General features: G+C 71.0%; 22 protein-coding genes. 5 read left to right on the top strand and 17 right to left on the bottom strand.

Annotated elements, in window-relative coordinates; translation table 11 throughout:
* Nucleotides 1–8: 8 nt before the first annotated feature.
* Genes K3888_RS02970 through K3888_RS02960 form a run of 3 tightly spaced genes read left to right on the top strand, consistent with a single transcriptional unit; the run spans nt 9 to nt 3,518 of the window.
* A complete protein-coding gene (locus K3888_RS02970) occupies nt 9–749 on the top strand; it encodes a succinate dehydrogenase cytochrome b subunit (RefSeq protein ID WP_230928752.1) in 741 nt (246 codons plus the stop codon).
* Nucleotides 746–2,722 (top strand): fumarate reductase/succinate dehydrogenase flavoprotein subunit, encoded by a 1,977-nt coding sequence (locus K3888_RS02965; protein WP_372459520.1) that lies wholly within the window; start codon nt 746–748, stop codon nt 2,720–2,722. Before K3888_RS02970 ends, K3888_RS02965 begins: the two co-directional genes overlap by 4 nt.
* Nucleotides 2,723–2,774: 52 nt before the next feature.
* Nucleotides 2,775–3,518 (top strand): succinate dehydrogenase/fumarate reductase iron-sulfur subunit, encoded by a 744-nt coding sequence (locus tag K3888_RS02960; RefSeq protein WP_230928751.1) that lies wholly within the window; start codon nt 2,775–2,777, stop codon nt 3,516–3,518.
* A 4-nt stretch (nt 3,519–3,522) separates the two neighbouring features.
* Here the strand turns inward: K3888_RS02960 and K3888_RS02955 are convergent, their stop codons facing one another.
* The 12 genes from K3888_RS02955 to K3888_RS02900 form a co-directional block, all read right to left on the bottom strand.
* The gene (locus K3888_RS02955; protein ID WP_230928750.1) at nt 3,523–3,840 is read right to left on the bottom strand and encodes a helix-turn-helix domain-containing protein; all 318 of its coding nucleotides are present in this window, start codon (nt 3,838–3,840) and stop codon (nt 3,523–3,525) included.
* 20 nt (nt 3,841–3,860) lie between these two features.
* Nucleotides 3,861–7,427, bottom strand: coding sequence for a chromosome segregation protein SMC (gene smc, locus K3888_RS02950; RefSeq protein ID WP_230928749.1), 3,567 nt, complete (start codon nt 7,425–7,427; stop codon nt 3,861–3,863).
* 16 nt (nt 7,428–7,443) lie between these two features.
* Complete coding sequence (locus K3888_RS02945) at nt 7,444–7,734, bottom strand: acylphosphatase (protein ID WP_230928748.1); 291 nt, start codon at nt 7,732–7,734, stop codon at nt 7,444–7,446.
* Nucleotides 7,731–8,198, bottom strand: coding sequence for an OsmC family protein (locus K3888_RS02940; protein WP_230928747.1), 468 nt, complete (start codon nt 8,196–8,198; stop codon nt 7,731–7,733). The genes K3888_RS02945 and K3888_RS02940 overlap by 4 nt, the downstream gene beginning before the upstream one ends.
* Nucleotides 8,199–8,203: 5 nt before the next feature.
* Nucleotides 8,204–9,145: a bifunctional DNA-formamidopyrimidine glycosylase/DNA-(apurinic or apyrimidinic site) lyase gene (gene mutM / locus K3888_RS02935; protein WP_230928746.1), complete on the bottom strand. Its 942-nt coding sequence runs from the start codon at nt 9,143–9,145 to the stop codon at nt 8,204–8,206.
* A 4-nt stretch (nt 9,146–9,149) separates the two neighbouring features.
* The gene (rnc, locus tag K3888_RS02930) at nt 9,150–9,848 is read right to left on the bottom strand and encodes a ribonuclease III (protein WP_230928745.1); all 699 of its coding nucleotides are present in this window, start codon (nt 9,846–9,848) and stop codon (nt 9,150–9,152) included.
* Nucleotides 9,845–10,426 (bottom strand): YceD family protein, encoded by a 582-nt coding sequence (locus K3888_RS02925; protein WP_230928744.1) that lies wholly within the window; start codon nt 10,424–10,426, stop codon nt 9,845–9,847. Before K3888_RS02925 ends, rnc begins: the two co-directional genes overlap by 4 nt.
* A 24-nt stretch (nt 10,427–10,450) precedes the next feature.
* Nucleotides 10,451–11,242 carry a DivIVA domain-containing protein gene (locus K3888_RS02920; protein ID WP_230928743.1) on the bottom strand — a complete coding sequence of 264 codons (792 nt, stop codon included), beginning with the start codon at nt 11,240–11,242 and terminating at the stop codon, nt 10,451–10,453.
* Between the two features lie 99 nt (nt 11,243–11,341).
* The gene (coaD, locus tag K3888_RS02915; protein ID WP_230928742.1) at nt 11,342–11,815 is read right to left on the bottom strand and encodes a pantetheine-phosphate adenylyltransferase; all 474 of its coding nucleotides are present in this window, start codon (nt 11,813–11,815) and stop codon (nt 11,342–11,344) included.
* Nucleotides 11,812–12,402 carry a 16S rRNA (guanine(966)-N(2))-methyltransferase RsmD gene (gene rsmD, locus K3888_RS02910; RefSeq protein WP_230928741.1) on the bottom strand — a complete coding sequence of 197 codons (591 nt, stop codon included), beginning with the start codon at nt 12,400–12,402 and terminating at the stop codon, nt 11,812–11,814. Before rsmD ends, coaD begins: the two co-directional genes overlap by 4 nt.
* A gap of 68 nt (nt 12,403–12,470) precedes the next feature.
* Entirely contained in the window at nt 12,471–14,723 is a 2,253-nt protein-coding gene (gene recG / locus K3888_RS02905) for an ATP-dependent DNA helicase RecG (RefSeq protein WP_230928740.1), read from the bottom strand.
* Nucleotides 14,720–16,474: a DAK2 domain-containing protein gene (locus K3888_RS02900; protein ID WP_230928739.1), complete on the bottom strand. Its 1,755-nt coding sequence runs from the start codon at nt 16,472–16,474 to the stop codon at nt 14,720–14,722. Before K3888_RS02900 ends, recG begins: the two co-directional genes overlap by 4 nt.
* Nucleotides 16,475–16,604: 130 nt before the next feature.
* Between K3888_RS02900 and K3888_RS02895 the strand changes: the two genes are divergently transcribed.
* Nucleotides 16,605–17,399 (top strand): enoyl-CoA hydratase/isomerase family protein, encoded by a 795-nt coding sequence (locus K3888_RS02895; RefSeq protein WP_230928738.1) that lies wholly within the window; start codon nt 16,605–16,607, stop codon nt 17,397–17,399.
* 133 nt (nt 17,400–17,532) lie between these two features.
* On the opposite strand, the gene K3888_RS02890 is transcribed toward K3888_RS02895, so the two are convergent.
* From K3888_RS02890 to thiL, 3 genes are read right to left on the bottom strand one after another with little or no spacing between them, the layout of a single operon-like run.
* Nucleotides 17,533–18,234: a uracil-DNA glycosylase gene (locus K3888_RS02890; RefSeq protein ID WP_230928737.1), complete on the bottom strand. Its 702-nt coding sequence runs from the start codon at nt 18,232–18,234 to the stop codon at nt 17,533–17,535.
* Between the two features lie 3 nt (nt 18,235–18,237).
* Complete coding sequence (locus tag K3888_RS02885) at nt 18,238–18,759, bottom strand: gamma carbonic anhydrase family protein (RefSeq protein ID WP_230928736.1); 522 nt, start codon at nt 18,757–18,759, stop codon at nt 18,238–18,240.
* A gap of 9 nt (nt 18,760–18,768) precedes the next feature.
* Nucleotides 18,769–19,746: a thiamine-phosphate kinase gene (thiL, locus tag K3888_RS02880; RefSeq protein WP_230928735.1), complete on the bottom strand. Its 978-nt coding sequence runs from the start codon at nt 19,744–19,746 to the stop codon at nt 18,769–18,771.
* Nucleotides 19,747–19,866: 120 nt separating this feature from the next.
* Between thiL and K3888_RS02875 the strand changes: the two genes are divergently transcribed.
* Nucleotides 19,867–20,487: a DUF3515 domain-containing protein gene (locus K3888_RS02875; protein WP_230928734.1), complete on the top strand. Its 621-nt coding sequence runs from the start codon at nt 19,867–19,869 to the stop codon at nt 20,485–20,487.
* A 72-nt stretch (nt 20,488–20,559) separates the two neighbouring features.
* Here the strand turns inward: K3888_RS02875 and K3888_RS02870 are convergent, their stop codons facing one another.
* Both K3888_RS02870 and K3888_RS02865 read right to left on the bottom strand, forming a co-directional pair.
* Nucleotides 20,560–21,666 (bottom strand): D-alanine--D-alanine ligase family protein, encoded by a 1,107-nt coding sequence (locus K3888_RS02870; protein ID WP_230928733.1) that lies wholly within the window; start codon nt 21,664–21,666, stop codon nt 20,560–20,562.
* Nucleotides 21,667–21,676: 10 nt separating this feature from the next.
* On the bottom strand, nt 21,677–22,675 hold the full coding sequence (locus K3888_RS02865; RefSeq protein WP_230928732.1) for an NAD(P)H-dependent glycerol-3-phosphate dehydrogenase: 999 nt from the start codon (nt 22,673–22,675) through the stop codon (nt 21,677–21,679).
* Between the last annotated feature and the right edge of the window lie 81 nt (nt 22,676–22,756).

Raw genomic sequence — 22,756 nt, 5'->3', positions numbered from 1 at the left:
CTCGTGCCGTGACCGATGTCCACGCCCCACCGCACGCCGGCCCACCGACCCCGCCCCGCGCACGCAGAGCCCCTGTCCGCCGCGCCCCGGTCGTGCCCACCTGGGTCGCCAAGGCCGTCATGGCGGTGACCGGGCTGGTCTTCACCGCCTTCGTCGTGGTGCACATGGTCGGCAATCTCAAGGTGTTCAGCGGTGCGGCCACGTTCAACGGTTACGCCGCGTGGCTGCGGTCGTTGCTCGAGCCCCTGGTCCCGCACGAGGGTGTCCTGTGGGCACTCCGCGTGGTGCTCGCGCTGTGCCTGGTCGCCCACCTGTGGTGCTCCGTGCTGTTGGTGCGCCGCTCGCGGTCGTCGGCGGGCCTGCATCGGCGGCGGCTGTCCGCCGGATCGTTCGGGGCGCGGTCGATGCTGGTGACCGGCGTGGTGCTACTGCTGTTCGTCGTCTTCCACATTCTGGATATGACCACCGGCACCCCGCCGGTCGCGCCGTCCTCCTTCGTCCCGGGCTCGGCCCACGCCAACCTCGTGGGGAGCCTCGCGCGGCCGTGGGTGGCCGCCTTCTACGGGGTCACGATGCTGCTGCTGGCCGTGCACATCGCGCACGGTGTCCGCACAGCGGCCGGCGATCTCGGCGTGACCGGGGTCCGGAGCCGTGGCGGTATCGCGGTCATCGGCGGAATCGCCGCCGTGGCGGTCCTTCTCGGCAATGCGGCGATCCCCGTGGCTGTCCAGATGGGGTGGCTGACGTGACGTTCACGCCGCCTCCGGTGTCGATCCCGGGCGTCACGCTCGGCCGGGCACTGGCGAGCGGCGTGCCGGACGGCGACCCCGCCACGGCATGGGCGCGGCGTCGCGACGCCTACCCCCTGGTCGCCCCGGGGAACCGCCGGCGCTTCCACGTGGTCGTGGTGGGTACGGGGCTGGCGGGCGCGGGAGCGGCCGCCGCGCTCGCCGAGCTCGGCTACCGGGTCACAGCCTTCACCTACCACGACGCGCCGCGCCGCGCGCACTCCGTCGCCGCCCAGGGCGGCATCAATGCGGCCCGGGGCCGCCGGGTGGACGGCGACTCGGTCGCCCGCTTCGTCACCGACACCGTCAAGGGTGGTGATTTCCGTGGTCGGGAAGCCGAGGTGTTCCGACTGGGCGAGGAGTCGGTGCGCGTGATCGACCACTTCTCCGCCATCGGCGCCCCGTTCGCCCGTGAGTACGGCGGCGTCCTGGCCACCCGTTCCTTCGGCGGGGTGCAGGTCTCCCGCACGTACTACTCCCGGGGCCAGACCGGGCAGCAGCTCCAGATCGCCGGGACACAGGCCCTACTGCGGCAGGTCCGGGCGGGCGCGGTGGAGCTGCACACCCGCCACGAGATGCTCGACCTCGTCGTCGACGACTCCGGCTGCCACGGGGTCGTGGTGCGCGACCTGGTCACCGGCCGGATCCGGGCCGAGACCGCGCACGCGGTCGTCCTGGCCACGGGCGGGTACGGCACCGTCTTCCGCGACTCCACACTCGCCGTGCACTCCAATGCCTCGGCCGTGTGGCGCGCCCACCAGCGGGGTGCTCTGTTCGCCTCGCCCTCGTTCGTCCAGTTCCACCCCACCGCCCTGCCCAAGGACACCGACTGGCAGGCCAAGACCATCCTCATGAGCGAGTCGTTGCGCAACGACGGGCGGATCTGGGTCCCGCTGCGTGCCGGCGACACGCGGGCCCCGGGGGATATCCCCGACGCCGAGCGGGACTACTTCCTCGAGCGCCGGTACCCCGCGTTCGGCAACCTGGTGCCCCGTGACGTGGCCTCGCGCGCGATCACCACCGAGATCCGGGCCGGCCGGGGCGTCGGACCCCGGAGCAATTCGGTGTACCTGGACTTCCGGGACGCGCTGGTACGCGTGGGTCGCGAGGTGATCGCCGAACGCTACGGCAACCTGTTCGACATGTACACCCACGCCACCGGCGAGGACCCGTACACGGTCCCGATGCGGATCGCCCCGACCTGCCACTTCACGATGGGCGGGCTGTGGAGCAACTACGATCTCCAGACCTCGGTTCCCGGACTGTTCGTGGGCGGAGAGTGCGGCTGGGGCTACCACGGGGCCAATCGGCTCGGCGCGAACTCGCTGCTCAGCGCCAGTGTCGACGGGTGGTTCACCCTGCCCTATTCGGTGCCGGCGCACCTGGCCACCCGTCTCGGACGGGAACTACCGGCGGACGACGACGAGGTGGTCGCGTCCGCCGTGAACCGCGCCCGCCAGCGTGTGGACGCCCTCCTCTCGGTGGGCGGGACGACCGGGCCGGGCCACTTCCACCGCGAACTCGGGCAGATCCTCTACGCCGGGTGCGGGGTCACGCGGACCGCGGAGGGGCTCACCGAGGCGATCGACCGTGTCCGTGAGCTGCGCGCCCGTTTCTGGGCGGATCTCCGGGTCACCGGGTCCGGAGAGCACCTCAACCAGGTCCTCGAACTGGCCGGCCGAGTGGCCGACTATCTGGAGCTGGCCGAGCTGATGTGCGTCGACGCCCTGGACCGGGACGAATCCTGCGGCGCCCATTTCCGCGACGAACACCAGACCCCGGACGGGGAGGCGCTACGCGACGACGCGTCGTGGTGCTTCGCCTCGGCGTGGGAGTCCACGGGCGACGACCGGGGCGGCCCGCGCGCCTTCACCCGGCACGCCGAGCCTCTCGGATTCCAGACGGTCGGTGTGACCACGAGGGACTACCGATGAGAGCCGCCGACGAGGGGCAACCGATGAGGTCTCAGACCGGGAGGCGGACACCATGGATCTGACACTGCGCATCTGGCGCCAGGACGGGCCGGAGGACACGGGACGGTACGAGCGTCACGAGGTGTCCGGCGCCCGGCCGGAGATGAGCGTGCTGGAACTGCTCGACGTGCTCAATGAACGGTTGGTGGACTCCGGTCGGGAGCCCGTGGCGTTCGACTCCGACTGCCGCGAGGGGATCTGCGGCGCGTGCGGGGTGACGGTCGACGGTCGCCCCCACGGTCCGGCGGCGAACACCCCGTCGTGCCACCAGCGGCTCACCGCGTACTCCGACGGAGACACCCTGCGCATCGAACCACTGCGTGCGGCCGCCTTCCCGGTGGTGCGGGACCTGGTGGTAGACCGCTCCGCTCTCGACGGCGTGGTCGAGGCCGGTGCGTACGTGCGCATTCCCGCGGGGACCGCGCCCGACGCCGACAGCACGTTGCAGGACCGCGACACGGCCGACACCGCCCTGGACTTCGCGGCCTGCACCGGCTGCGGCGCCTGCGTCGCGGCGTGCCCCAACGGGTCGGCGAACCTGTTCGTCGGTGCCAAGCTCGGACACCTGGCGCTCATGCCGGTGTCCGCGCTCGACCGCGCCCCGCGCGCCCGGGAGATGGTCCGGGAGGCGGACCGCGAGTTCGGTCCCTGCTCGCTCTACGGCGAGTGTTCGAGGGTGTGCCCCGCCGGGATCCCGCTGCGCGCGATCGGGGCCGTCAACCGTGAGCGCCTGCGCTCGGTGTTCCGCCGGGGGTGAGCGGCTAGACGTCGTCCTCTCCGACGGGGCCGCCCTCGCCCTCCCATCGCTCGATCATCCGGACCTTTGTCCTCGTGAACTTCCGTCGCACCCCCACGCCCCCGCCGTCGTCCTCGGCGATGAAGCGCGCCCCGAAGTGCGACAGCGCGTCGGTGAGCGCCTGGACCTCGGCATCGCTGAGGTCGACGACCCCGCGTTCGTAGTCCTTGAGAAGCTGTGGATCGATCCCCGACCGCAGTGCGACCACCTTGGTGGAGACCTGACAGAGGATCCGCGCGGCCCGTGCCAGTGCGGCGTCCATGTAGAACTCGTGATCAGTCATGACCCCAGCCTGCCAGTGGTTCAGCGCATCCGTTGCGAGATGACCTTGGAGATGCCGTCGCCCTGCATGGACACGCCGTAGAGGACGTCGGCGACGTCCATGGTGGGCTTCTGGTGGGTGATCACGATGAGCTGGCTGGTCTCGCGGAGCTGCTCGAACAGCCCGATCAGACGCCGTAGGTTGGTGTCGTCGAGCGCGGCCTCGACCTCGTCCATCACGTAGAACGGACTCGGGCGCGCCTTGAAGATCGCCACGAGCATCGCCACCGCGGTGAGCGACTTCTCGCCACCGGACAGCAGGGACAGTCGCTTGATCTTCTTGCCCGGCGGCCGGGCCTCGACCTCGATGCCCGTGGCCAGCATGTCCTCGGGCTCGGTCAGGATCAGCCGGCCCTCGCCGCCGGGGAACAGCACCGAGAACACGTCACGGAACTCCCGCTCGACATCGATCCACGCTTCGGTGAAGATCTGCTCGATGCGCTCATCGACGTCGTCGATCACACCCTCGAGGTCCGAGCGGGCCTTCTTGACGTCGTCGAGCTGGGTGGACAGGAACGCGTACCGCTCCTCCAGGGCCGCGAATTCCTCCAACGCCAGCGGATTGACCTTACCCAGCGTGGCCAGATCCTTCTCCGCGCGCTTGAGTCGGCGTTCCTGCTCGGCACGGACGAACGGCATCGGGGGCGGTGGGGTCACGTCCTCGCCCCGCTCGCGGGCCGCCTCGTATTCCTCCATCTCCAGGGCCGACGGGGGCAGTTCGATATCCGGCCCGTAGTCGGTCACCAGCGCCTCGGGTTCAATGCCGTGGCGCTCCAGTACCGATGACTCCAATTCCGAGACCTTGACCTCGAGTTGCGCCCGGACGACCTCGTCCCGGTGTGCGGCGTCCCCCAGCCGACCGACCTCGGATTCCGCCGCGGTCAGCTCGCTGCGGAGCGTCGACAGTCCCGTGGTCGCCGCCGTACGGGCGGCCGCCAGCCGGTCGCGTTCCGCTCCGGCGGTGCTGATGACCTCGTCGAGTCTGGCCAGCAGTCGCTCGCTGAGTTCGTCGACGACCCCGGCGACCTCCGCGCCCCTGCGTCTGGCTGCGGCGGCGCGGGCGGCCCGGGCGCGCGATTCCCGCTCGGCCTGGGCGGCACGGCGCAGTGAAGCCGATTTGCCGCGCACGCCGGTGGCTCGCTCCTCGGCCGACCGATGCGCGAGCCGGGCCTCGATCTCCGCAGCCCGCGCGGTGGAGACCGCCGCCTGCGCGGCGAGTCGACCGTCATCGGCGGGCATCTGGTCCTCGTCGTGGTCCTCTCCCGCCCGCGCGAGTCGATCGGTGAGTTCGGTGTGCTCCGCGCGGGCGGCGTCGAGTTTGTCGACGGCGATCCGCCGCGTCTGCTCCAGGCGCCGGACTTCGGCTTCTGCGCGGCGGCGTCGCTGTCCGATCCGGGCGAGTTCCGCGTAGATCTCCTCGATCGCCGCGTCGGATTCGGTGATCGCGGCCATCGTCTCCGCGAACCGGTCGGCGCGGTCCGCATCCTCTGCCTCGGCTCCGGCGAGCTCGGCGCGAGCGGTCTCGATCTCCGCGCGGACGGTGTCCCGCTCGGCGACCGCCGCATCGATCGCCGACTGGATCTCGATTCCGGTCCGCCCCGACGCGGAACCACCCACCGCCCATCCGGATCCCGCGAGTTCGCCGGCCCGGGTGACGGCCCGGACGCGCCGGTCGGCGTCGACCTGCGCGGAGGCGACGGCCAGTTCATCGACGAGCACGACGTCGACCAGCAGAGCCGTGACGGACGCGGTCAGGCCGTCGGGGACGTCCACCACGTCCAGCGCCCAGCGCGCCCCGTCGACCAGCTCCACCTCGAGGCGGTAATCGCCTCCCGGCGCGCCCCGTCCGAGCAGACCTGCGCGACCGGCGTCCGCCTCGCGCAAGGCTGCCAGGACTTCGCTACGGTCGACGGTCTGATCCACCACCACGGCGTCGACGGCCGGGCCCAGCGCCACACTGATCGCGCGCTCCCATCCGTCGCGGACGCCGAGCATCTCCCCCACCGTCCCGGCGACCGCGTCGGTACCCAGGTGGCGGATCACCCACTCGGCGCCGTCGCCGGCGCCCTTGTTCTGCTCGAGAGTCTCGATGCGGGCCGCCAGCCGGGCGATCCTCTGGTCGGCCTCGCGCTCGATACCCCGTAGCTCCGCGAGTCGGGCGCGCGCGGACAGGTGGGCCCGTTCGGCGCGGCCGAGGTGCTCGTCGAGGGTCTGTTCACCCTCACCGTGGGCACCGACGCGCGCATGGACGGTGTCGAACTCGGCCTCCGTATCGGCCACCGCTTCGCGGGCGGCCACCGTCTCGGCGTCCACCCGCGCGATCTCCGCCTCGGTGGACTCCACCCGCGCGGCCAGGGTCTCGACCTTGCCCGCCAGTCGTGCCACGCCTTCACGACGATCGGCGATCGCCCTGACCGCCTTGAGGTGCTCGGCTTCCAGCGCGGCCGACGCCGACTCGGCCGCGGAGAGAGCGTCCGTCGCGTGACGTGCGCGTTCGGCCGCCCGCTTGACGTCGTCGGCGAGCTCCTTCTCGTGGGCCTCGGCGCGGTCCGCCTGGCGGTCGAGATCGTCCGGATCCGTGCCGTGATGAACGGCCACCTCGGCGGCGAGCGAGCGGGCCCGGTCGGAGGCGATGCGGGCGGTGGCCCGGGCACGCTCGGCGAGCGTCGACAGGGCGAACCAACGCTGCTGTGCCGCCTCCGCTTCCGGCGTGAGCCGGTCCAGCTCGGACTGGGTCGCCGCGACCTCACGGGCGAGTTCGTCGCGACGATTAACAGCCTCGGCGACGCGCTCCTCCAGGCGGCCGCGCACGCTCTCGGCGTCCGCGAGTTCGCGGCGACGCGTGACGAGATCGTCGGCGGCCAGTCGGAAGGTCGCGTCGCGCAGGTCGGCCTGGATGGTCTGTGCCCGCCTGGCCACCTCGGCCTGTCGGCCCAGCGGCTTGAGCTGACGGCGCAGTTCGGTGGTCAGGTCGCTGAGGCGGTCCAGGTTCCCCTGCATCCCGGCGAGCTTGCGCTGGGCCTTCTCCTTGCGGCGACGGTGCTTGAGGATGCCCGCGGCCTCCTCGATGAACGCCCTGCGCTCCTCCGGCTTGGACTCGAGGATCTCGGAGAGCTTCCCCTGCCCCACGATTACATGCATCTCGCGGCCGATACCGGAATCCGAGAGCAGCTCCTGCACGTCCATAAGGCGGGCGCGGTCGCCGTTGATCTCGTACTCGGCAGCGCCGTCGCGGAACATGCGGCGCGTGAGTGAGACCTCCGCGTAGTCGATCGGCAGCGCGCCGTCCGAGTTGTCCAGGGTGAGTGTGACCTCGGCGCGACCGAGGGGCTGCTTGCCCGAGGTGCCGGCGAAGATGACGTCCTGCATCTTGCCGCCACGCAGTGTCTTGGCACTGTGTTCGCCCATGACCCAGGTGAGCGCGTCCACGACGTTGGACTTACCGGAGCCGTTCGGGCCCACCACGCAGCAGATGCCGGGTTCGAACCTCATGGTCGTGGGCGCCGCAAAGGACTTGAAGCCCTTGAGCGTCAGCGACTTGAGGTACACGGGAGCTGATCCTAGGTCAGCGCTCGACGAATCCCGTGAGCCCGCCCCGCGCCGCCTCCCACGAGTCCACGACGAGCTCGACGATCCCCGGCGTGCCGTCTCCGCGCAGCTTGCCGAGCAACTCCAGGCAGGATTGCTCGGGTCCCTCGGCCACCACGTGCACGCGGCCGTCCGACTTGTTGGTGGCGTACCCGGCGAGTCCGAGCTCGAGGGCACGACTGCGTGTCCACCAGCGGAACCCCACGCCCTGTACCCGGCCGTGCACCCACGCGACCAACCGCACGTGACCGGTTGCCGGTTCACTCACCGCGGATCGATCCCGGTCTCGATCTCCAGCGCGATCTCGGTGCCCGCCTGCAGGGTTCGGCCTACCGTGCAGGCCTTGTCGACGGAGCGACGGATCATGGCGACCAGCCGCTCGGCCGTGGCCGCGTCGATCTCGGACATGTCGAGCTCGTAGAGCTCCTCGAGCCGCGGGTAACGCTCGCTCTCGCGATCGGCGTCGCCGGAGATGTGAACGGTCGCGTCGTAGTCCTCGCCCAGCCGGCGGGACACGGTGAAGTCCGAGGCCATCGCGGTGCAGGCGCCGAGCGCGATCTTGAGCAGCTCACCTGGGGTGAACACGCCCTCCACGTCTGCCGAGCCGATCTCGACCCGCGCGCCGCGTGACGACAGACCCACGTATCGGCGCGTGCCGGTCCGCTCCACCCGAAGCTCGGTGCTGGTGGGCGCGGTCTGGGGGGCGGGACTCTGCGGAGTGCTCTCGGACATGACACTCATCGTACGATCGGTCCGCTTCGGCTCCCGGCTCGGCGTGGTGTCACCCGCCGTGCGACCGTGCTCCGTCGTGGAGCGGGCTGGCAGACGGGACAGAAGTGCGAACCGCGGTTCATGAAATCCTCCCGCACCACCGCGGTACCGCAGCGGGCACACGGCAGGCCGGTGCGGCCGTAGGCGTCCAGGGAGCGGTCGAAGTACCCGGAGGCGCCGTTGACGTTGACGTACAGCGCATCGAAGGAGGTGCCGCCCGCGACCAGGGCATCGGACATCACGTCCCTGGCGTGCTCCAGGGTCTGGGTGACCGAACGGAGCGTGAGTGCGCCGGCGCGGCGGCGACCGTGGATCCCGGATCGCCACAGCGCCTCGTCGGCGTAGATGTTGCCGATCCCGGACACGACGGTCTGGTCCAGCAGGAGCCGCTTGATCTCGGTGTCCCGTCGCCGGATCGACCGGGCGGTGGCGAGGGGGTCGAACCCCTCCTCGAACGGGTCCGCGGCGATGTGGGCCGCCGGCGCCGGCAGGAGCACGCCGGTGCCGTCGAGAGCGTCGGTCAACGGCACGACCGTCCATCCACCGAAGGTGCGCTGGTCGACGAAACGCAGCTCCCGGCCGTCGTCGAGGAGCGCCCGGGCGTGCATGTGCCGCACGGGCGGCGCGCCCTCATCCGTCACCAGCATCTGTCCGCTCATCCCCAGATGAACCAGCAGACAGTCGGCACCGACGGCGTCGTCGTCATCGAAGGTCAACCACAGGTACTTGCCGCGCCGCCGGGCCCCGGTTACCGTCCGACCGGTCAGCCGGTCCTCGATCTCCGCGCCCCCGCCGGGCTGGCGGCGCGCGGTGCGGACGCCGGTCACGTCGACGCCGACCATTCGCCGCCCCACGACATGGTCCTCGAGACCGCGTCGGACGACTTCCACCTCGGGCAACTCGGGCATCTCGTCAGCCCGACTTCCCGTCCAGTGCGGCCCAGGCCTGCTCGGCGGCCTTCTGCTCGGCTTCCTTCTTCGTGCGCCCGACACCCCGCCCCAGTCCCTCCTGCCCCACGAACACCACCGCAGTGAAGGTCTTGTCGTGATCCGGGCCGGTCGAGGTGATGTCGTAGTGGGCCTTGGGTCGGCCCGACGACGCGCACTTCTCCTGCAGGCTGGTCTTCCAGTCGAGGGCGGCGCCCAGCGTGGGCACGACCTGCAGCCGCTCGCCGATGATCCGCTCGATCAGTGCCCGCGCCGGCTCGAGACCGTGCGTGAGATATACCGCCCCGAACACCGCCTCCAACGTGTCGGCGAGGATCGAATGCTTGTCCCGGCCTCCCGTGAGCTCCTCCCCGCGGCCGAGTCGCAGGTGGGCGCCCAACCCGCCGGGCCCGAGCTCGCGGGCGATATCGGCCAGCACGTAGGTGTTGACCAGGCTCGCCCGGATCTTGGCCAGGTCTCCCTCCGGACGGTCCGGGTAGGCGCTGTAGAGGTACTCCGTCACGACCAACTCGAGGACCGCGTCCCCGAGGAATTCGAGCCGCTCGTTGTGGGGCGCTCCCCCGTTCTCGTACGCGAACGAGCGGTGAGTGACCGCCTGGGTGGCCAGTTCGGCGGGAAGCTCGATGCCCAGGGCCGTACCCAGTGAGCCGGGCCGATCCGTCACGCGCGGCCCTCGTCCGTGCCGGTGGTGCCGAACTTCTCGGCCAACCCCGCCCAGCGGGGGTCGATCCGCCCCTCGGTCTCCCCGGAGACCCCGTCGGGGCGCGGGGTGTCGGCGTTGATGCACTCGGCGTGACCGTAGTCCGTGCACGTCGGCGACAGCGGGAACTCCAGACCGAACGCGTCGACCAGCGCCGGCTCCAGGTCCAGCAGATCACCATCGAGCAGGCGAACCTCGTCCTGCTCGGCGCCCTCGGCCGCGGCCTTGTTCTCCAGTGCGTACATCTCGGTGAGGTCCACCGCGACCTCGGCGTGGAACTCGCCGAGGCACCGCGCGCATTCGATCTTCGCCTGTCCGCTGACCGAACCGGTGACGAGGACGCCCTCGTCGACGAATGTCAGCATCAGGTCGAGATCGAGTTCGGCCCCCTCGGGGATCGCGATCATCTCGACCCCGATCGTGGACGGCGCCACGGCGACGCGCTGAATCGGCGTCATCGCGCCGGGTGTCCTGCTGATACTGCGCGTATCGAGGACGAGGGGGCCGGGCGCGGAACGATGGGACCTGGAGGTGGTGGACACGACCAGCAGACTACCCGCCTCGGGTCAGTAGTCTCCGTACCCGTCGCCGTGGAGCGCATCGTCACGCCCGGCGCGGCGCCCGCCTGGCTCACGGCGTCCCGAGGGGGCTACGCCGTGGAGCTCCTCGCGGCCGCGGGTGACGGTACGGATGGTGGTTCCGAGGAACTCCTCGAACCGCGCCATCTTGTCGTCGATGTAGGCGTCGCACTCCTCGCGACGGCGATCGCTCTCCGCATGTGCGGCGTCGCGCACCCGTGAGGCCTCCTCGTCGGCGATACGGACGACCTCGGACTCGGACAGCATGCGCTGCTGCTCCTGCCGCGCCTCGGTGATGGTGCGGTCGTAGAGGATGTTGGCCTGTTCGGTGAGGCGCTCGGCCTCGGCGCGGGCGCGAACAGTGGTGGACTCGGCGTCGCGGCGCGATCGCTCGAGCAGCTCCCCCGCCTCGGCGCGGGCGTCGCCCACCAGTTCGTCGGCGTGCGTGGTGGCCTCGGCGACCATGCGGTCGGCGCGGGCCTTGGCGTCGGCGAGCATCGCGTCGGCGTCCTCGCGCGCGTTCCGCAGGGTCCGGTCCGCTTCGGCATCCGCCGCCGCGACGGTCTGGTGCGCCGTGTCCTCGGCCTCCGCCAGCACTCGATCGCGCTGGTCGAGCACGTCCTGCGCATCGTCGAGTTCGCCGGGGAAGGAATCGCGGATGTCGTCGAGCAACAACAGGGACTCGTGCCGCGGGACCACACAGTTCGCGGTCATGGGCAGACTGCGGGCGTCCTCGATCATCGCGTTCAGCTCGTCGAGGGCCTGGAACACTCGGTACACGCTCGTCCCTTCACCGGTTCGTCACTCTTGCCACACCAGTGTGCCCGCAACACACGCGCAGTGGCCGGTGCGGCGGCGGTGTGTCCTACTCTCCGGCGTTCAGACCAGCCGCTCCCTGAGCGCCGTGGCGACGGGCTCTGGCAGCAGGTGGGACACATCGCCACCGAGCCGGGTGACCTCCCGACAGAGCGAGGACGAGACGAACGACAGGTCGGCGCGGGTGGGCAGGAAGACGGTGTCGATCTCGGCGATCGACCGGTTCATGTGCGCCATCGGCAGTTCGTAGTCGTAGTCCGTGGAGTCCCGCAGCCCCTTGATCACGGCGGTGGCGCCCTGGTCGCGGCAGTAGTCCACGAGCAGGCCATAGAAGCTGTCGACCCGCACGCCGGGGATGTCGGCGCAGACCTCCTCGATGAGCGCCTTGCGCTCGGAGATGGTGAAGGTGCCCTGTTTGTTGGGGTTGGCCACCACGCACACGATCACGTCGTCGAACAGCGCCGCGGCGCGGCGGATGATGTCGAGGTGCCCGAGGGTCACCGGATCGAAGGAGCCTGGGCACACGACTGTGGTCATCGCCTGACCGTATCAACCGGTCGCGCCATCTCGACGGCGGTCTCACCGTAGGTGCGCTCGAACTCTCGCGCGTACCCCTCGGGCCACCGCACCGCCGGGTCGCGCCTGGACCGCTCCCACACCACCAGCGCGTCGGGGGCGAGCCAACCGCCGTCCCGCAGCGCCAGGAGAATCGGCTCGTCGAGCACGCCGGAGCGTTCGTACGGCGGGTCCGCGAGGACCAGGTCGAATCCACCCGGGACGGGGCACGGGCCACCGAGGGCGCCGGGGAGGGACGCCCGTCTGATGGTCGCCGTGATGGACGACGACGACAACGCCGACGCCCCGGCGACGTTCTTCTTGAGGCAGGCGACGGCACGGGGGTTCTCCTCGACGAACCATCCCGTGTCGGCGCCACGGGAGAGTGCTTCGAGTCCGAGCGCGCCGGAGCCGGCGAACAGGTCGAGCACCGACGCCCCGGCGAGGTCGACCCGACTGTCGATCGCGCTGAACAACGCCTCGCGGACCCGGTCCGTGGTGGGCCGGGTGCCGGCCGGCGGGACGACGATCGAGAGTCCTCGGAGTCGGCCGGAGATGATGCGGGTCATGTCAGTCCTGCTCGTTCGGTGGGCGGGTCATTGACTGGCGGGCGATGCGGACACCGCGGGCGGTGTGCTCAGTATCGCTCCAGATAGGCGGACTCCTCGGACCCGACCAGCCGGAAGACCCTCTCGGCGAGCGCCGGATGCGTGTGCAGGCCCGGGTCGGAATCCAGGATCTGCTCGGCGTACTGGCGGGCGATCCCGATGACCGCACCGTCCTCGACCACCGAGAGGATCCGCAGCGCCGACAGGGCACCCGACTGCGCATCGCCGAGCACGTCGCCCTCCCGGCGTTGGGTGAGATCGAGCTGGGCCAACACGAATCCGTCGGTGGTCGAAGCCACGGCGCTGAGCCTGTCCATCGCCCGGCTGTCGAATCGCGAGTTGGTGACCAGGAGGCACAGCCCCGACAGGCCACCCCGGCCCACACGGCCGCGGAGCTGGTGCAGCTGGCTCACACCGAAGCGTTCGGCGTCCATGACCACGATGACCGTGGCCTCGGGGACGTCCACGCCGACCTCGATCACCGTCGTTGACACGAGTACGTCGAGCCGGCCGGCGGCGAACGCCGTCATCGCCGTGTCCTTCTCCTCCGGCGACAGTCGGCCGTGCATGAGACCGACCCGCAGGCCGGCGAGCGGCCCGGTCGACAGGCTGTGGTGCAGGTCCACGGCCGCTGTCAAGGGGATGCTCCCGTCGTCCTTGGCGGCGGGCTTGTCGTCGTCGCCGTCGATCCGTGCGCACACCACATAGGCGCGATGTCCGGCGGCCACCTCCTCGCGGACCCTCTCCCACGTCCGCTCCAACCACCGGGGCTTCTCCCGCGCCGGCACCACCGACGTGGAGATGGGGCGGCGGCCGCCCGGCAGCTCCCCCAGTTCCGACACCTCGAGGTCCCCGAACACCGTCATCGCGATGGTGCGCGGGATCGGCGTGGCCGTCATCACCAACAGGTGCGGCACCATGCCGTCCCGCCCCTTGGTCCGAAGTCGGTCCCGCTGCCGGACGCCGAATCGGTGCTGCTCGTCCACCACGACCAGCCCCAGGTCGAAGAAGTCGACCGAATCCTGGATCAACGCATGCGTACCGACGATGATCCCGGCCTCACCCGTCACGATGTCCAACAACGCCTGCCGCCGCGCGGCGGTCGACATCGACCCGGTCAGCAGTACCACGCGGGTGGCGCCCTCCGCCGCACCGAGCCGACCGCCCTCCCCGAGGTCGCCGAGCATCGCGGTCAGGGATCGGTGATGTTGTACGGCCAGTACCTCCGTGGGCGCCAGCATCACGCACTGGCGGCCCGCATCGAGGACCTGCAGCATCGCGAGCAGCGCCACCACGGTCTTACCCGAGCCGACCTCACCCTGCAGCAACCTGTTCATCGGCTGATCGCGGGTCAGGTCCGCCGAGATGTCCTCCAGCACCGACTGCTGTCCCGCGGTGAGCGCGAACGGCAGCCGGGACCACATCGCGGCGCGGAGCCCGTCTGCACGGACCGGGCTGGGCGGGGCCGGATCACGGGAGAAGAAGCGCCGCCGGGCACCGAGCAGCAACTGGAGCGCCAGCGCCTCGTCGAAACGCAGGCGGTACCCCGCGGCGTCCATCTCCTCCTGGCTCGACGGCATGTGGGCCTTGTGCAGTGCGTCGTCCAGGCTCATGAGATTCACAGCGTCGATCACCGACTGATCGAGTGGGTCGACCACCGGAATCAACGCCCGTAGAGCCGTGACCACGGCGCCGAACACCTCCCAGGAGGTCACCCCCTCCCTGGACGCGTAGACCGGAAGGAGCCTGCGGCCGAAGAGGCTCTCACCCCCCTCGGCCTGCACCTTCGCCGACAGCTCGGCCAGAGCGGCCAGGTTGCCCGAGCCCTTGAGCTCTCCGGACCCGCCCGCGGCGGTGGCGAGGATGAGGAACTCGGGGTGTTTGAGGTTCAGTTTGCCGCGGAACGTGGACAGAGTGCCGTCGAACATCGCCTCGGTGCCGACCGGGAGGATGTTCTTGATTCCCCACCCGGCGAAGAAGACCACCTCGAACTCGATGCCCCCGTCTGTGACCACGAGGGTCACCCGTTGGCGCTGCTTGGAACCTTTCTTGGACGTGTAGGTCGAGGACGACAGTCGCTCCACAGTGCCGATCACGGTCACGCGCTCGCCCTCGACGAGGGATTTCCTGTCGACGCGCTGCCCCTGCCGGCGGAACCTCCGGGGAAGGGTGTGGAGCAGGTCCCCGACCGTGCGGTGCCCGAACGCCGTGCCGATCCGGCGGGCGAGGTCGGCGTCGAGGATCTCGGCGAGCGGGGTCTCAGTGGTGGCGAAGGTCGTCATTCGACCCCGACACGCGCCAGGATCCTGCCGGGGCCCGCGCTGTAGGCCACCACCTCGACATCCGGATGGTCGGTTCGCAGCCGCGTCAGGACGTTCTCGGTCGCGGGCTCGTCGTACTCATCACCCAGCAGGAGGGTGACCAGTTCGCCCCCTGCCGTGAGCATCCGGTCGACGATGGAGCACACCGTCCCCACCGGGTCACTGTCGATCAGCGCTACGTCGTGGCCGATCACGCCCAGCAGATCCCCGGCCGCACACCGCCCCACCAGGGTCAGCGCATCCTGTTCGGCCCTGACCAGGTGCGCGTGGCGGGTCGCCGCCGCCGCGTCGGCCATACCGAAACCGTCCAGCGAGAGGGTCGAGGACGCGTCGTGAACCGCCAACGCCGCGAGCCCCTGGACCACCGAGGCGGTCGGGAGGATCAGTGCGTGCCGGCCCATGTCGCGCAGCGCCTCATCGAGGGAGCCGATCTGCGCTCGGGACAGCTCGCCGTTGGGCAGGACGACGCACTCGTCGGCCTCCAGGGCCAGAACCGCGTCGATCACTCCCTCACCACTATCGCCAGGGTCGATTGCCGCCGCTCCGGCGTCGGTGAACAACTCCGCCAGCGAGCCGGGACGTACGACCGCGGCGACAGTCCGGGTCGGGGTGCCGGTGGGTCGCGCCGCAGCCGGCGAGGCCCCCGCGCTCCCCGTGCCCACGGCATCGTCGGTGGCGCGGCCCTCGCCCAGGGGGTCGAGCATGTCGGTCACCCTGATCTCCACGATCCGCCCCAGGGACAGTGCGGACTCGATCGCCGGGCCGATGTCGTCCGTGTGCACGTGAACCGCCCAGCGGGCATGGTCGCCCGCACCTCCGTCGCCCACCACCACGACGCTGTCACCGAGCGTCCGGAGAGCCGACCTGAGCTCATCGGCACGGGCATCGTCGGAGTGCGTCAGTGAGTACATGACCTCGTAGCGCGTCTGCGTCGATGCCTGAACAGCACGCCCACCCGCATCGTCCCGGTCAGAACTCTCTGTGCCGGCTCCGGCTGCGCACTCGCCCGCGCCCGGATCTGATGGGACGCCGTAGTCAGGGCGGTCGGGGGTCTCTCCCGTCAGTACACCGACCATGGTGTCCAGCAGGATCAGCAGTCCCCGGCCGCCGGCGTCGACGACCCCGGCATTTCGCAGTACCGACAACTGGGCGGTCGTCCGCGACAGGGCGTCCGCCGCGGAGTCCGCCGCGGCGCGGGCGACCTCGACGAGCGACGTGGCGGTGGAGCGGCCGGCACCGGCGGCGGCCTCCCGGAGGACGGTGACGATGGTTCCCTCGACCGGGTCGCTCAACGCGTTGTCGACGAGCGTCACGGCGGTACGCAGGGCGCGCCGGTAGGTGGCCGCATCGACGACGGTGAACGTCGCGGCCTCACCGACCGCGCGCAGGACCTGGGACAGGATCACCCCGGAGTTGCCCCGCGCGCCGTGAACCGCTCCCCGGCCCAGCGCGACCGCGACCTCCCGGGCGCCGGCGGTGCCGCCGCCCTCGGCGATCCATGCGTCCTCGCCTTCCGCCCGGTCCAGAGCGGCTCTCATCGTGTAGAGGAGGTTGGTCCCGGTATCGGAGTCCGGCACGGGGAAGACGTTGAGCGCGTTGATCTCCTCGCGATGCTCGGCCAGCTGCTCGACGCAGCGCCGGGCCCACGTGAGCACCCCCTGCGCATCGAGGGTCGTGGGACGGTCCTCGACGCGCGTGCTCTCCTGCGTCATCGCCCCTCCTCGTCGCCCCTGGCACCCCTGTCACCCGGATGTGCACGGGTGGCCCGGACAAGCCTAGTACCCTCACCTGTCGACAGCCGTCGAACAGGCCGAGACGGTGGACACCACAGGGAGCACCACGATGACCTTTGACCTCTCAGCGACACCCCTCGTCACTCTCGAGGAGGGGGTTCTGACGCTGCCCATCTCGCTGGACGGCAAGGGCAACGCGCTCGACTCCGACGCGGTCGACCAGATGGGCACCGCACTGGCCGCCCTCCTCGCCGGCGACCTCGAGGCCCGTGCGGTGCTCCTGATCGGCCTCGGCAAGAACTTCTGCGCCGGCGGCAACGTGGCCGGATTCGCCTCCGCCGACGATCGTTCCGCGCACGTCCGCGAGCTCGCGGACCGCCTGCACGCTGTGATCCGGCAGCTCGACGAGGTATCCGTCCCCGTGGTGGCGGCCGTGGCCGGCTGGGCCGCCGGCGCCGGGCTCTCCCTGGCCCTCACGGCCGATTTCTCGGTGGCCGGCCCCGACACGCGTCTGCTGGCCGCCTATCCGGGGATCGGCCTGTCCCCGGACGGCGGGATGTCGTGGAACCTGCCCCGCGCGATCGGGCAGAACGCGGCGCGCGCCTTCATCCTCGGCAACGAGCCGATGACCGGCGAGCGCGGCTACGCGCTCGGCATGCTCTCTACATTCGTCGAGGGCGACGTTCGCGAGGCGGCCCGCGACCTCGCCGTGCGTCTCGCCTCGGGCCCCGGTGAGTCCTACGCCGCGGTCAAGGCCCTGCTGCGCGCCTCGGCGGCGTCCAGCCTGTCCGACCACCTCGATGCGGAGCGGGACTCCATCTCTCGATTGGCCACCTCGCCGGATGGGATCGAGGGTGTAGACGCCTTCGTCGCCAAGCGGGCCCCGGAATTCGGCCGCGACTGATCTACGAACGGCGGCCGACCCGCCACCCGCGACCAGGTTCGGAGAACCCGGAATCCGCTACTCACCGTCACGATTCGCTACCCGGGCGCCGGTAGCGGATCCGGCGTCGCAGTAGCCGTTTTCGCGTGTGCGCTCAGGGCTCGAGCGGGAGGCGCCAGTCCACGGGTTCCGCCCCGAGCGTGGCCAGCGCCTCGTTGGCGCGGGTGAATGGCCGCGAGCCGAAGAATCCCCGTCGGGCCGAGAGCGGCGACGGGTGTGCCGAGGCGATCACGGGGGTCTCGCCGAGCATCCCGGTCAATGACCGGGCGTCGCGCCCCCAGAGGATCGCGACCATCGGCCGGTCACGCTCTACGAGCGCCTCGATGGCCCGCTGGGTGACGGCCTCCCATCCCTTGCGCCGGTGGGAACCGGCGTCGCCCGGGGACACGGTCAGCACCCTGTTGAGCAGCAACACCCCGGACCGCGTCCAGGCGCCCAGATCGCCGTGCGGCGGTGCGGGCAGCCCCAGGTCGTCGGTGTACTCACGGTAGATGTTGCCCAGACTGCGGGGCAGCGGACGCACCGCACCGTCGACGGCGAAACTCAACCCGACGGGATGCCCGGGGGTCGGGTACGGGTCCTGCCCCACGATGAGCACACGCACGTCGTCGAAGGGTTGGGTGAACGCGCGAAGCACCCGATCCGACGCCGGTAGGTAACCGCGCCCCGCCGCGTTCTCCGCACGCAGGAAATCACCCATCCGGTGGATCTGCTCCTCCACCGGGGCCAGCTCCCGCGCCCAGCCCGGATCGAGCAGGTGCTCCAGCGGCGGCCGCGCCGAGCTCTCCGGTCTCACGGATCAGTCGAGCCGGCGGAGTTCGGCACGGTACCGCATCGCGTTCTCGTGGTACTTCTGCGTGTTGCCCTCGAGCATCGCCGGGTCGACCTCGTAGCCGTCTCGGATCCTCGCCGGCGTGCCCATCGCCATCCGTCGGTCGGGCAGGTCGAAGCGAGGCGGGATGAGACACCCGGCGGCGACGATCGCGCCGGAGCCGATCACCGCCCCGTTGAGCACCACCGAGCCGGACGAGATCAGCGCGCCGCTCCCGATCGTCGCGCCCTCGATGTGGGCGTTGTGTCCCACGATGCAGTGCTCACCGAACACGGTCGGCTCGCTCTCGGTGCAGTGGACGATCGTGCCGTCCTGGATATTGGTCATCGCACCGACCTCGATCCGCCCGTAGTCACCGCGCAGCACCGCGGTGGGCCACACCGAGGCGCCCGGGCCGAGCGTCACGCGCCCGATCACCACCGCGTCGGGGTGCACCCAGGCGTCGGGGGCGATGTCGGGTTCGAGGTCTCCGAGTGCATAGACAGCCATGGGCCCACCCTAGTTCGCGCCGCGCGCGGAGTCCCAGCCCCCGGGCGTCCGGGCGGTGCCGTCGATCGTCACCTCGCCGGGCTCGCCGGCACGGATCGTGCCGATGATCGTGAACTCGTCCGGCACGGCACATCCGGGCGGGAAGGTACCGAGCAGCCCGTGGTCCTCTCCCCCGTCGAGCATCCAGTCGAGGACGCGGACGTCGACGTCGGCGGCGCCGAGCGACTCCGCCGCGGCGAACAGTTCCGGGTCGACCGGCAGTGCAGCGCGGTCCAGGTCCGCGGCGACCCCCGACGCGCGGGTGAGGCCGGACAGGTCGCGCAGGAGCCCGTCGCTGACGTCGGTGAGTGACGAGGCCCCGGTCACTCGCGCGGCGGTGCCCGTGCCGACCGGGGTGCAGGGCACGCGGTATGCCCGGGCGAGCGGGCCGTCCGGGTGTCCGGCGAGGAGGAGGGCGAGCCCCGCGGCCGACCGCCCGGGGAGTCCGGTGAGGCCGATGCGGTCCCCGGGGGCCGCGCCGTCGATCCGCACCGGGGCGGCCCCGTGCGGAAGTGTGCCGATGGCGGTGACGCCGACGACGACGAAGTCGGCACTCGTGAGGTCCCCACCGACCACGACCGCCCCGGATCGGGCCGCCTCGGAGTGGATCCCGTCGGCGAGATCCGAGATCTCCCGCATCGTGGTGCGGCCCGGTACCGCGAGAGCCACCAGGATCCGTGTGCATTCGGCGCCCATCGCCAGGACGTCGGAGACGTTCTGTGCCACGGCTCGCCTGCCGAGGTCCCGCCAGCCTGTGAGATCCCTACGGAAGTGGGTTCCCTCAACGAGCATGTCGGTGGTCACCACGGTGGCCCAGGCGGGCCCCAGGACGGCGGCGTCGTCGCCGTTGCCCACCGGGTCGTCCCCCACCTGCACCGGGGCACCACTGAGCACCTCGAGAACCGCGGCTTCGCCGGCCTCGGCCACGGTCACGGCCCCATCGGTCACGTCTGTCCTCCCCTTCCGGGTGGAGTCGCGCACCGGGTGTGCGGGCGCGGGTCTGTAGCGTTGCCGTCAGGTTAGCGGCCGCCCGGACGGCGTCCGCCCCGGGGAGGAAGGACGACACCTGTGGCTTCGACGGACTCGGATCCGGAGGATCGGTACGACGCCGGTCCGCGGAACACCAGGGCTTTCGACGGGGATGTTCGCCCCGTCCCCACCGCTGTCGTGGTCGCGGGGGTCATCGTCCCCCTGATCGTTCTCGCGGTGGTGTTGGTGCTGTTCCGGAACATGGGCGACGAGGCCGCGGAAGCCGCCGTGAGCGAGCCGTACGCGGCGGTACCCCTCCCCGCGCCGGGCGCCGGGTCCGAGGCGTGCACGGCCCTGATCGAGTCGTTGCCGCCGGAGCTCGGAGACGCGACCCAGGTCGCCCTGACCGAGCCGGACACGGCGGGCATCGCGGCCTACCGCATGCCCGACGCCGAGCCGGTGGTCGTGCGCTGCGGCCTGCCGGCGCCGCCGACCTTCGTCGTGGGCGTGGGGCTGCAGGAGGTCAACGGGGTCCAGTGGTTCAACGAGCCTGACCCGGACCCGGCGATCACGTCATCGACATGGGTGGCCGTGGACCGGCCCGAGTTCGTCGCGATCACGCTGCCCGAGGGCAGCGGCACCGGCCCGATCCAGAATCTGTCCGACGCGATCACCGCGTCCCTCGACGAGATCGAGCCGGCTCCGGCCCCGGTGGGCTGACCCGCCACGGGCCGTGCCGGCCGCACCGCGGCGATCGCCCGGATCTGCCGGGGGCCGCCCGCGGAGGGTGGGTCAGCCGCGTGCGAGCGCCGTCTGGACGAGGGTGCCCAACAGAGTCGGGTAGTCGACGTCCGTGGCGGCCCACATCTGCGGGTACATCGAGATCGGGGTGAAGCCAGGCATGGTGTTGACCTCGTTGATCACCGGACCGTCGACCGTGACGAAGAAGTCCACCCGGGTGAGCCCGGTGGCGTCGATCGCCCGGAACGCCGCCACGGCGAGCTCGCGAAGCCGCTCGATGTCGGCGGCCGGGAGCTGCGCCGGAAGGTCGAACGTACACACGTCGTCGAGGTACTTGGTGTCGAAGTCGTAGAAGGAATCGCCCTCGGACTCACCCTCGCGACCGGTCGGCTCGCAGGGGATGTGCAGTTCGGCCGGGAGGCTGGCCTCGACGCGCCCGTCGGGGTACTCCAGGACCCCACATTCGACCTCGCGACCGACGATCGCGGCCTCGACGATCACCTTGGGGTCGAACCGACGGGCCTCGGCGATCGCGGGATCGAGGTCGTCGATCCGGGAGACCTTGGTTATCCCGATCGACGAGCCGCCGCGGGCGGGTTTGACGAACAGTGGCAGCCCGAGGCGATCACGTTCCTCTGCGGTGAGGGACCGTGTTCCGGGGCGCAGCACGACCTGTTCGCCGATCGGCAGTCCGGCGGCGCCGAGGACGATCTTGGTGAACTCCTTGTCCATGCCCGCGGCGCTGGCGAGCACCCCAGGCCCCACGTACGGCAGTCCGGACAACTCGAGGAGCCCCTGGATGGTCCCGTCCTCGGCGTAGGTGCCGTGCATGACCGGAAAGACCACGTCGATACGCGCGAGCTCCTCCCCGGCGCGGTCCCCGTCCACGTACCGCAGGACACCCCGGTCCTCGGTGGACAACCCCAGCGCGACCCGCGGGCGGTGCGGATCGACGACCGGCATCGAGCGATCGATGATGCGCAGGTCGGAGACATCGTCCGGGCCCAGTGTCCACGCCCCGGTCGAGGTGATCCCCACGGGGATGACGTCGTACTCGGACCGGTCGAGGTGGGAGATGACGGCGCCGGCGGACACGCAGCTCACGGAATGTTCCGTGCTGCGGCCGCCGTAGAGGACGGCAACGGTGGTGCGGTTCACCGGGCCGAGGCTACTCGGGCTTGGTGCTCCGTCTCATGAGGCGCACCGCCACCTCGACGGCGTTACCCCCTTCGTGGCAGATCTCGTGCACCGCCTCGGTCAGGGGCATCTCCACGCCCGCCCGGTGGCTGAGCTCGACGATCGAGGTGCAGGACTTCACGCCCTCGGCCACCTGGCCGTTGGTCGCCTCCTGTGCCTGCTCCAGGGTCTCGCCCCTGCCGAGTCGCTCACCGAACGTCCGGTTCCGGGACAGCGGCGACGTACAGGTGGCCACCAGGTCGCCCAGACCCGCGAGGCCGGCGAAGGTCATCTGGCTGGCGCCCAGTGCCACCCCGAGCCGGGTGGATTCCGCCAGACCCCGTGTGACCAGCGTCGCCGCGGTGTTGTCACCCAGACCCATCCCCGAGGCGATGCCACACACAAGCGCGATCACGTTCTTGGTGGCCCCGCCGATCTCGCAACCCACCACGTCGTTGTTGGTGTACGGCCGGAAGTAACGGGTGGAGAAGGCGTCCTGGAGTCGCGCGGCGCGCGCCGCGTCGGTGCAGGCGATGACGGTCGCGGCGGGCTGCCCCTCCGCGACCTCGCGGGCGAGGTTGGGGCCCGACAGGACGGCGATCTGCCCCTCGGGGAGGTCGGCCACCTCGGCGACGACCTCGCTGATCCGCATGAGCGTGCCCGTCTCGATGCCCTTGGCCAGGGAGATGACCCCGACGTTCGTCGCCAGCAGGTCGACCCAGTTCTCGAGGTTCGCACGCAGGGTCTGTGACGGCACCGCGAGGACGACCTCCTCCGCACCGTCGAGGACCTGCGCCGGGTCGGTCGATGCGCTGACCGCCGACGGCAGTACGACGCCCGGGAGGTACTTGCCGTTGCAGTGGTTGGTATTGATGTCGTCGGCGGCCTCCTCGCGCCGCGCCCACATGACGACCTCGGAGCCGGCGTCCGCGAGAACCTTGCCCACCGCGGTCCCCCAGGACCCCGCACCCATCACTGCGATCCGCGCCATGGCCGCCTCCCCACTCTCGTCGCCACCTGGCCTCGCCCAGGGTGAATCACGGCAGTGACGCTACCCGGCGCCGGGCGATCG

It is taken from the genome of Dietzia aurantiaca (genome assembly GCF_021033825.1).
Classification (GTDB): domain Bacteria; phylum Actinomycetota; class Actinomycetes; order Mycobacteriales; family Mycobacteriaceae; genus Dietzia; species Dietzia aurantiaca.
Note: the sequence above shows the minus strand (reverse complement) of the source record. Positions and strands in the feature narration are given on the sequence as shown.

Bases quoted from the DNA above. Each gene is read 5' to 3' on its own strand.
- K3888_RS02960 (WP_230928751.1), top strand. From the start codon at position 2,775: ATGGATCTGACACTGCGCATCTGGCGCCAGGACGGGCCGGAGGACACG.
- K3888_RS02955 (WP_230928750.1), bottom strand. From the start codon at position 3,840: ATGACTGATCACGAGTTCTACATGGACGCCGCACTGGCACGGGCCGCG.
- K3888_RS02940 (WP_230928747.1), bottom strand. From the start codon at position 8,198: ATGTCCGAGAGCACTCCGCAGAGTCCCGCCCCCCAGACCGCGCCCACC.
- mutM (WP_230928746.1), bottom strand. From the start codon at position 9,145: ATGCCCGAGTTGCCCGAGGTGGAAGTCGTCCGACGCGGTCTCGAGGAC.
- coaD (WP_230928742.1), bottom strand. From the start codon at position 11,815: ATGACCACAGTCGTGTGCCCAGGCTCCTTCGATCCGGTGACCCTCGGG.
- rsmD (WP_230928741.1), bottom strand. From the start codon at position 12,402: ATGACCCGCATCATCTCCGGCCGACTCCGAGGACTCTCGATCGTCGTC.
- recG (WP_230928740.1), bottom strand. From the start codon at position 14,723: ATGACGACCTTCGCCACCACTGAGACCCCGCTCGCCGAGATCCTCGAC.
- K3888_RS02900 (WP_230928739.1), bottom strand. From the start codon at position 16,474: ATGACGCAGGAGAGCACGCGCGTCGAGGACCGTCCCACGACCCTCGAT.
- K3888_RS02895 (WP_230928738.1), top strand. From the start codon at position 16,605: ATGACCTTTGACCTCTCAGCGACACCCCTCGTCACTCTCGAGGAGGGG.
- K3888_RS02885 (WP_230928736.1), bottom strand. From the start codon at position 18,759: ATGGCTGTCTATGCACTCGGAGACCTCGAACCCGACATCGCCCCCGAC.
- K3888_RS02865 (WP_230928732.1), bottom strand. From the start codon at position 22,675: ATGGCGCGGATCGCAGTGATGGGTGCGGGGTCCTGGGGGACCGCGGTG.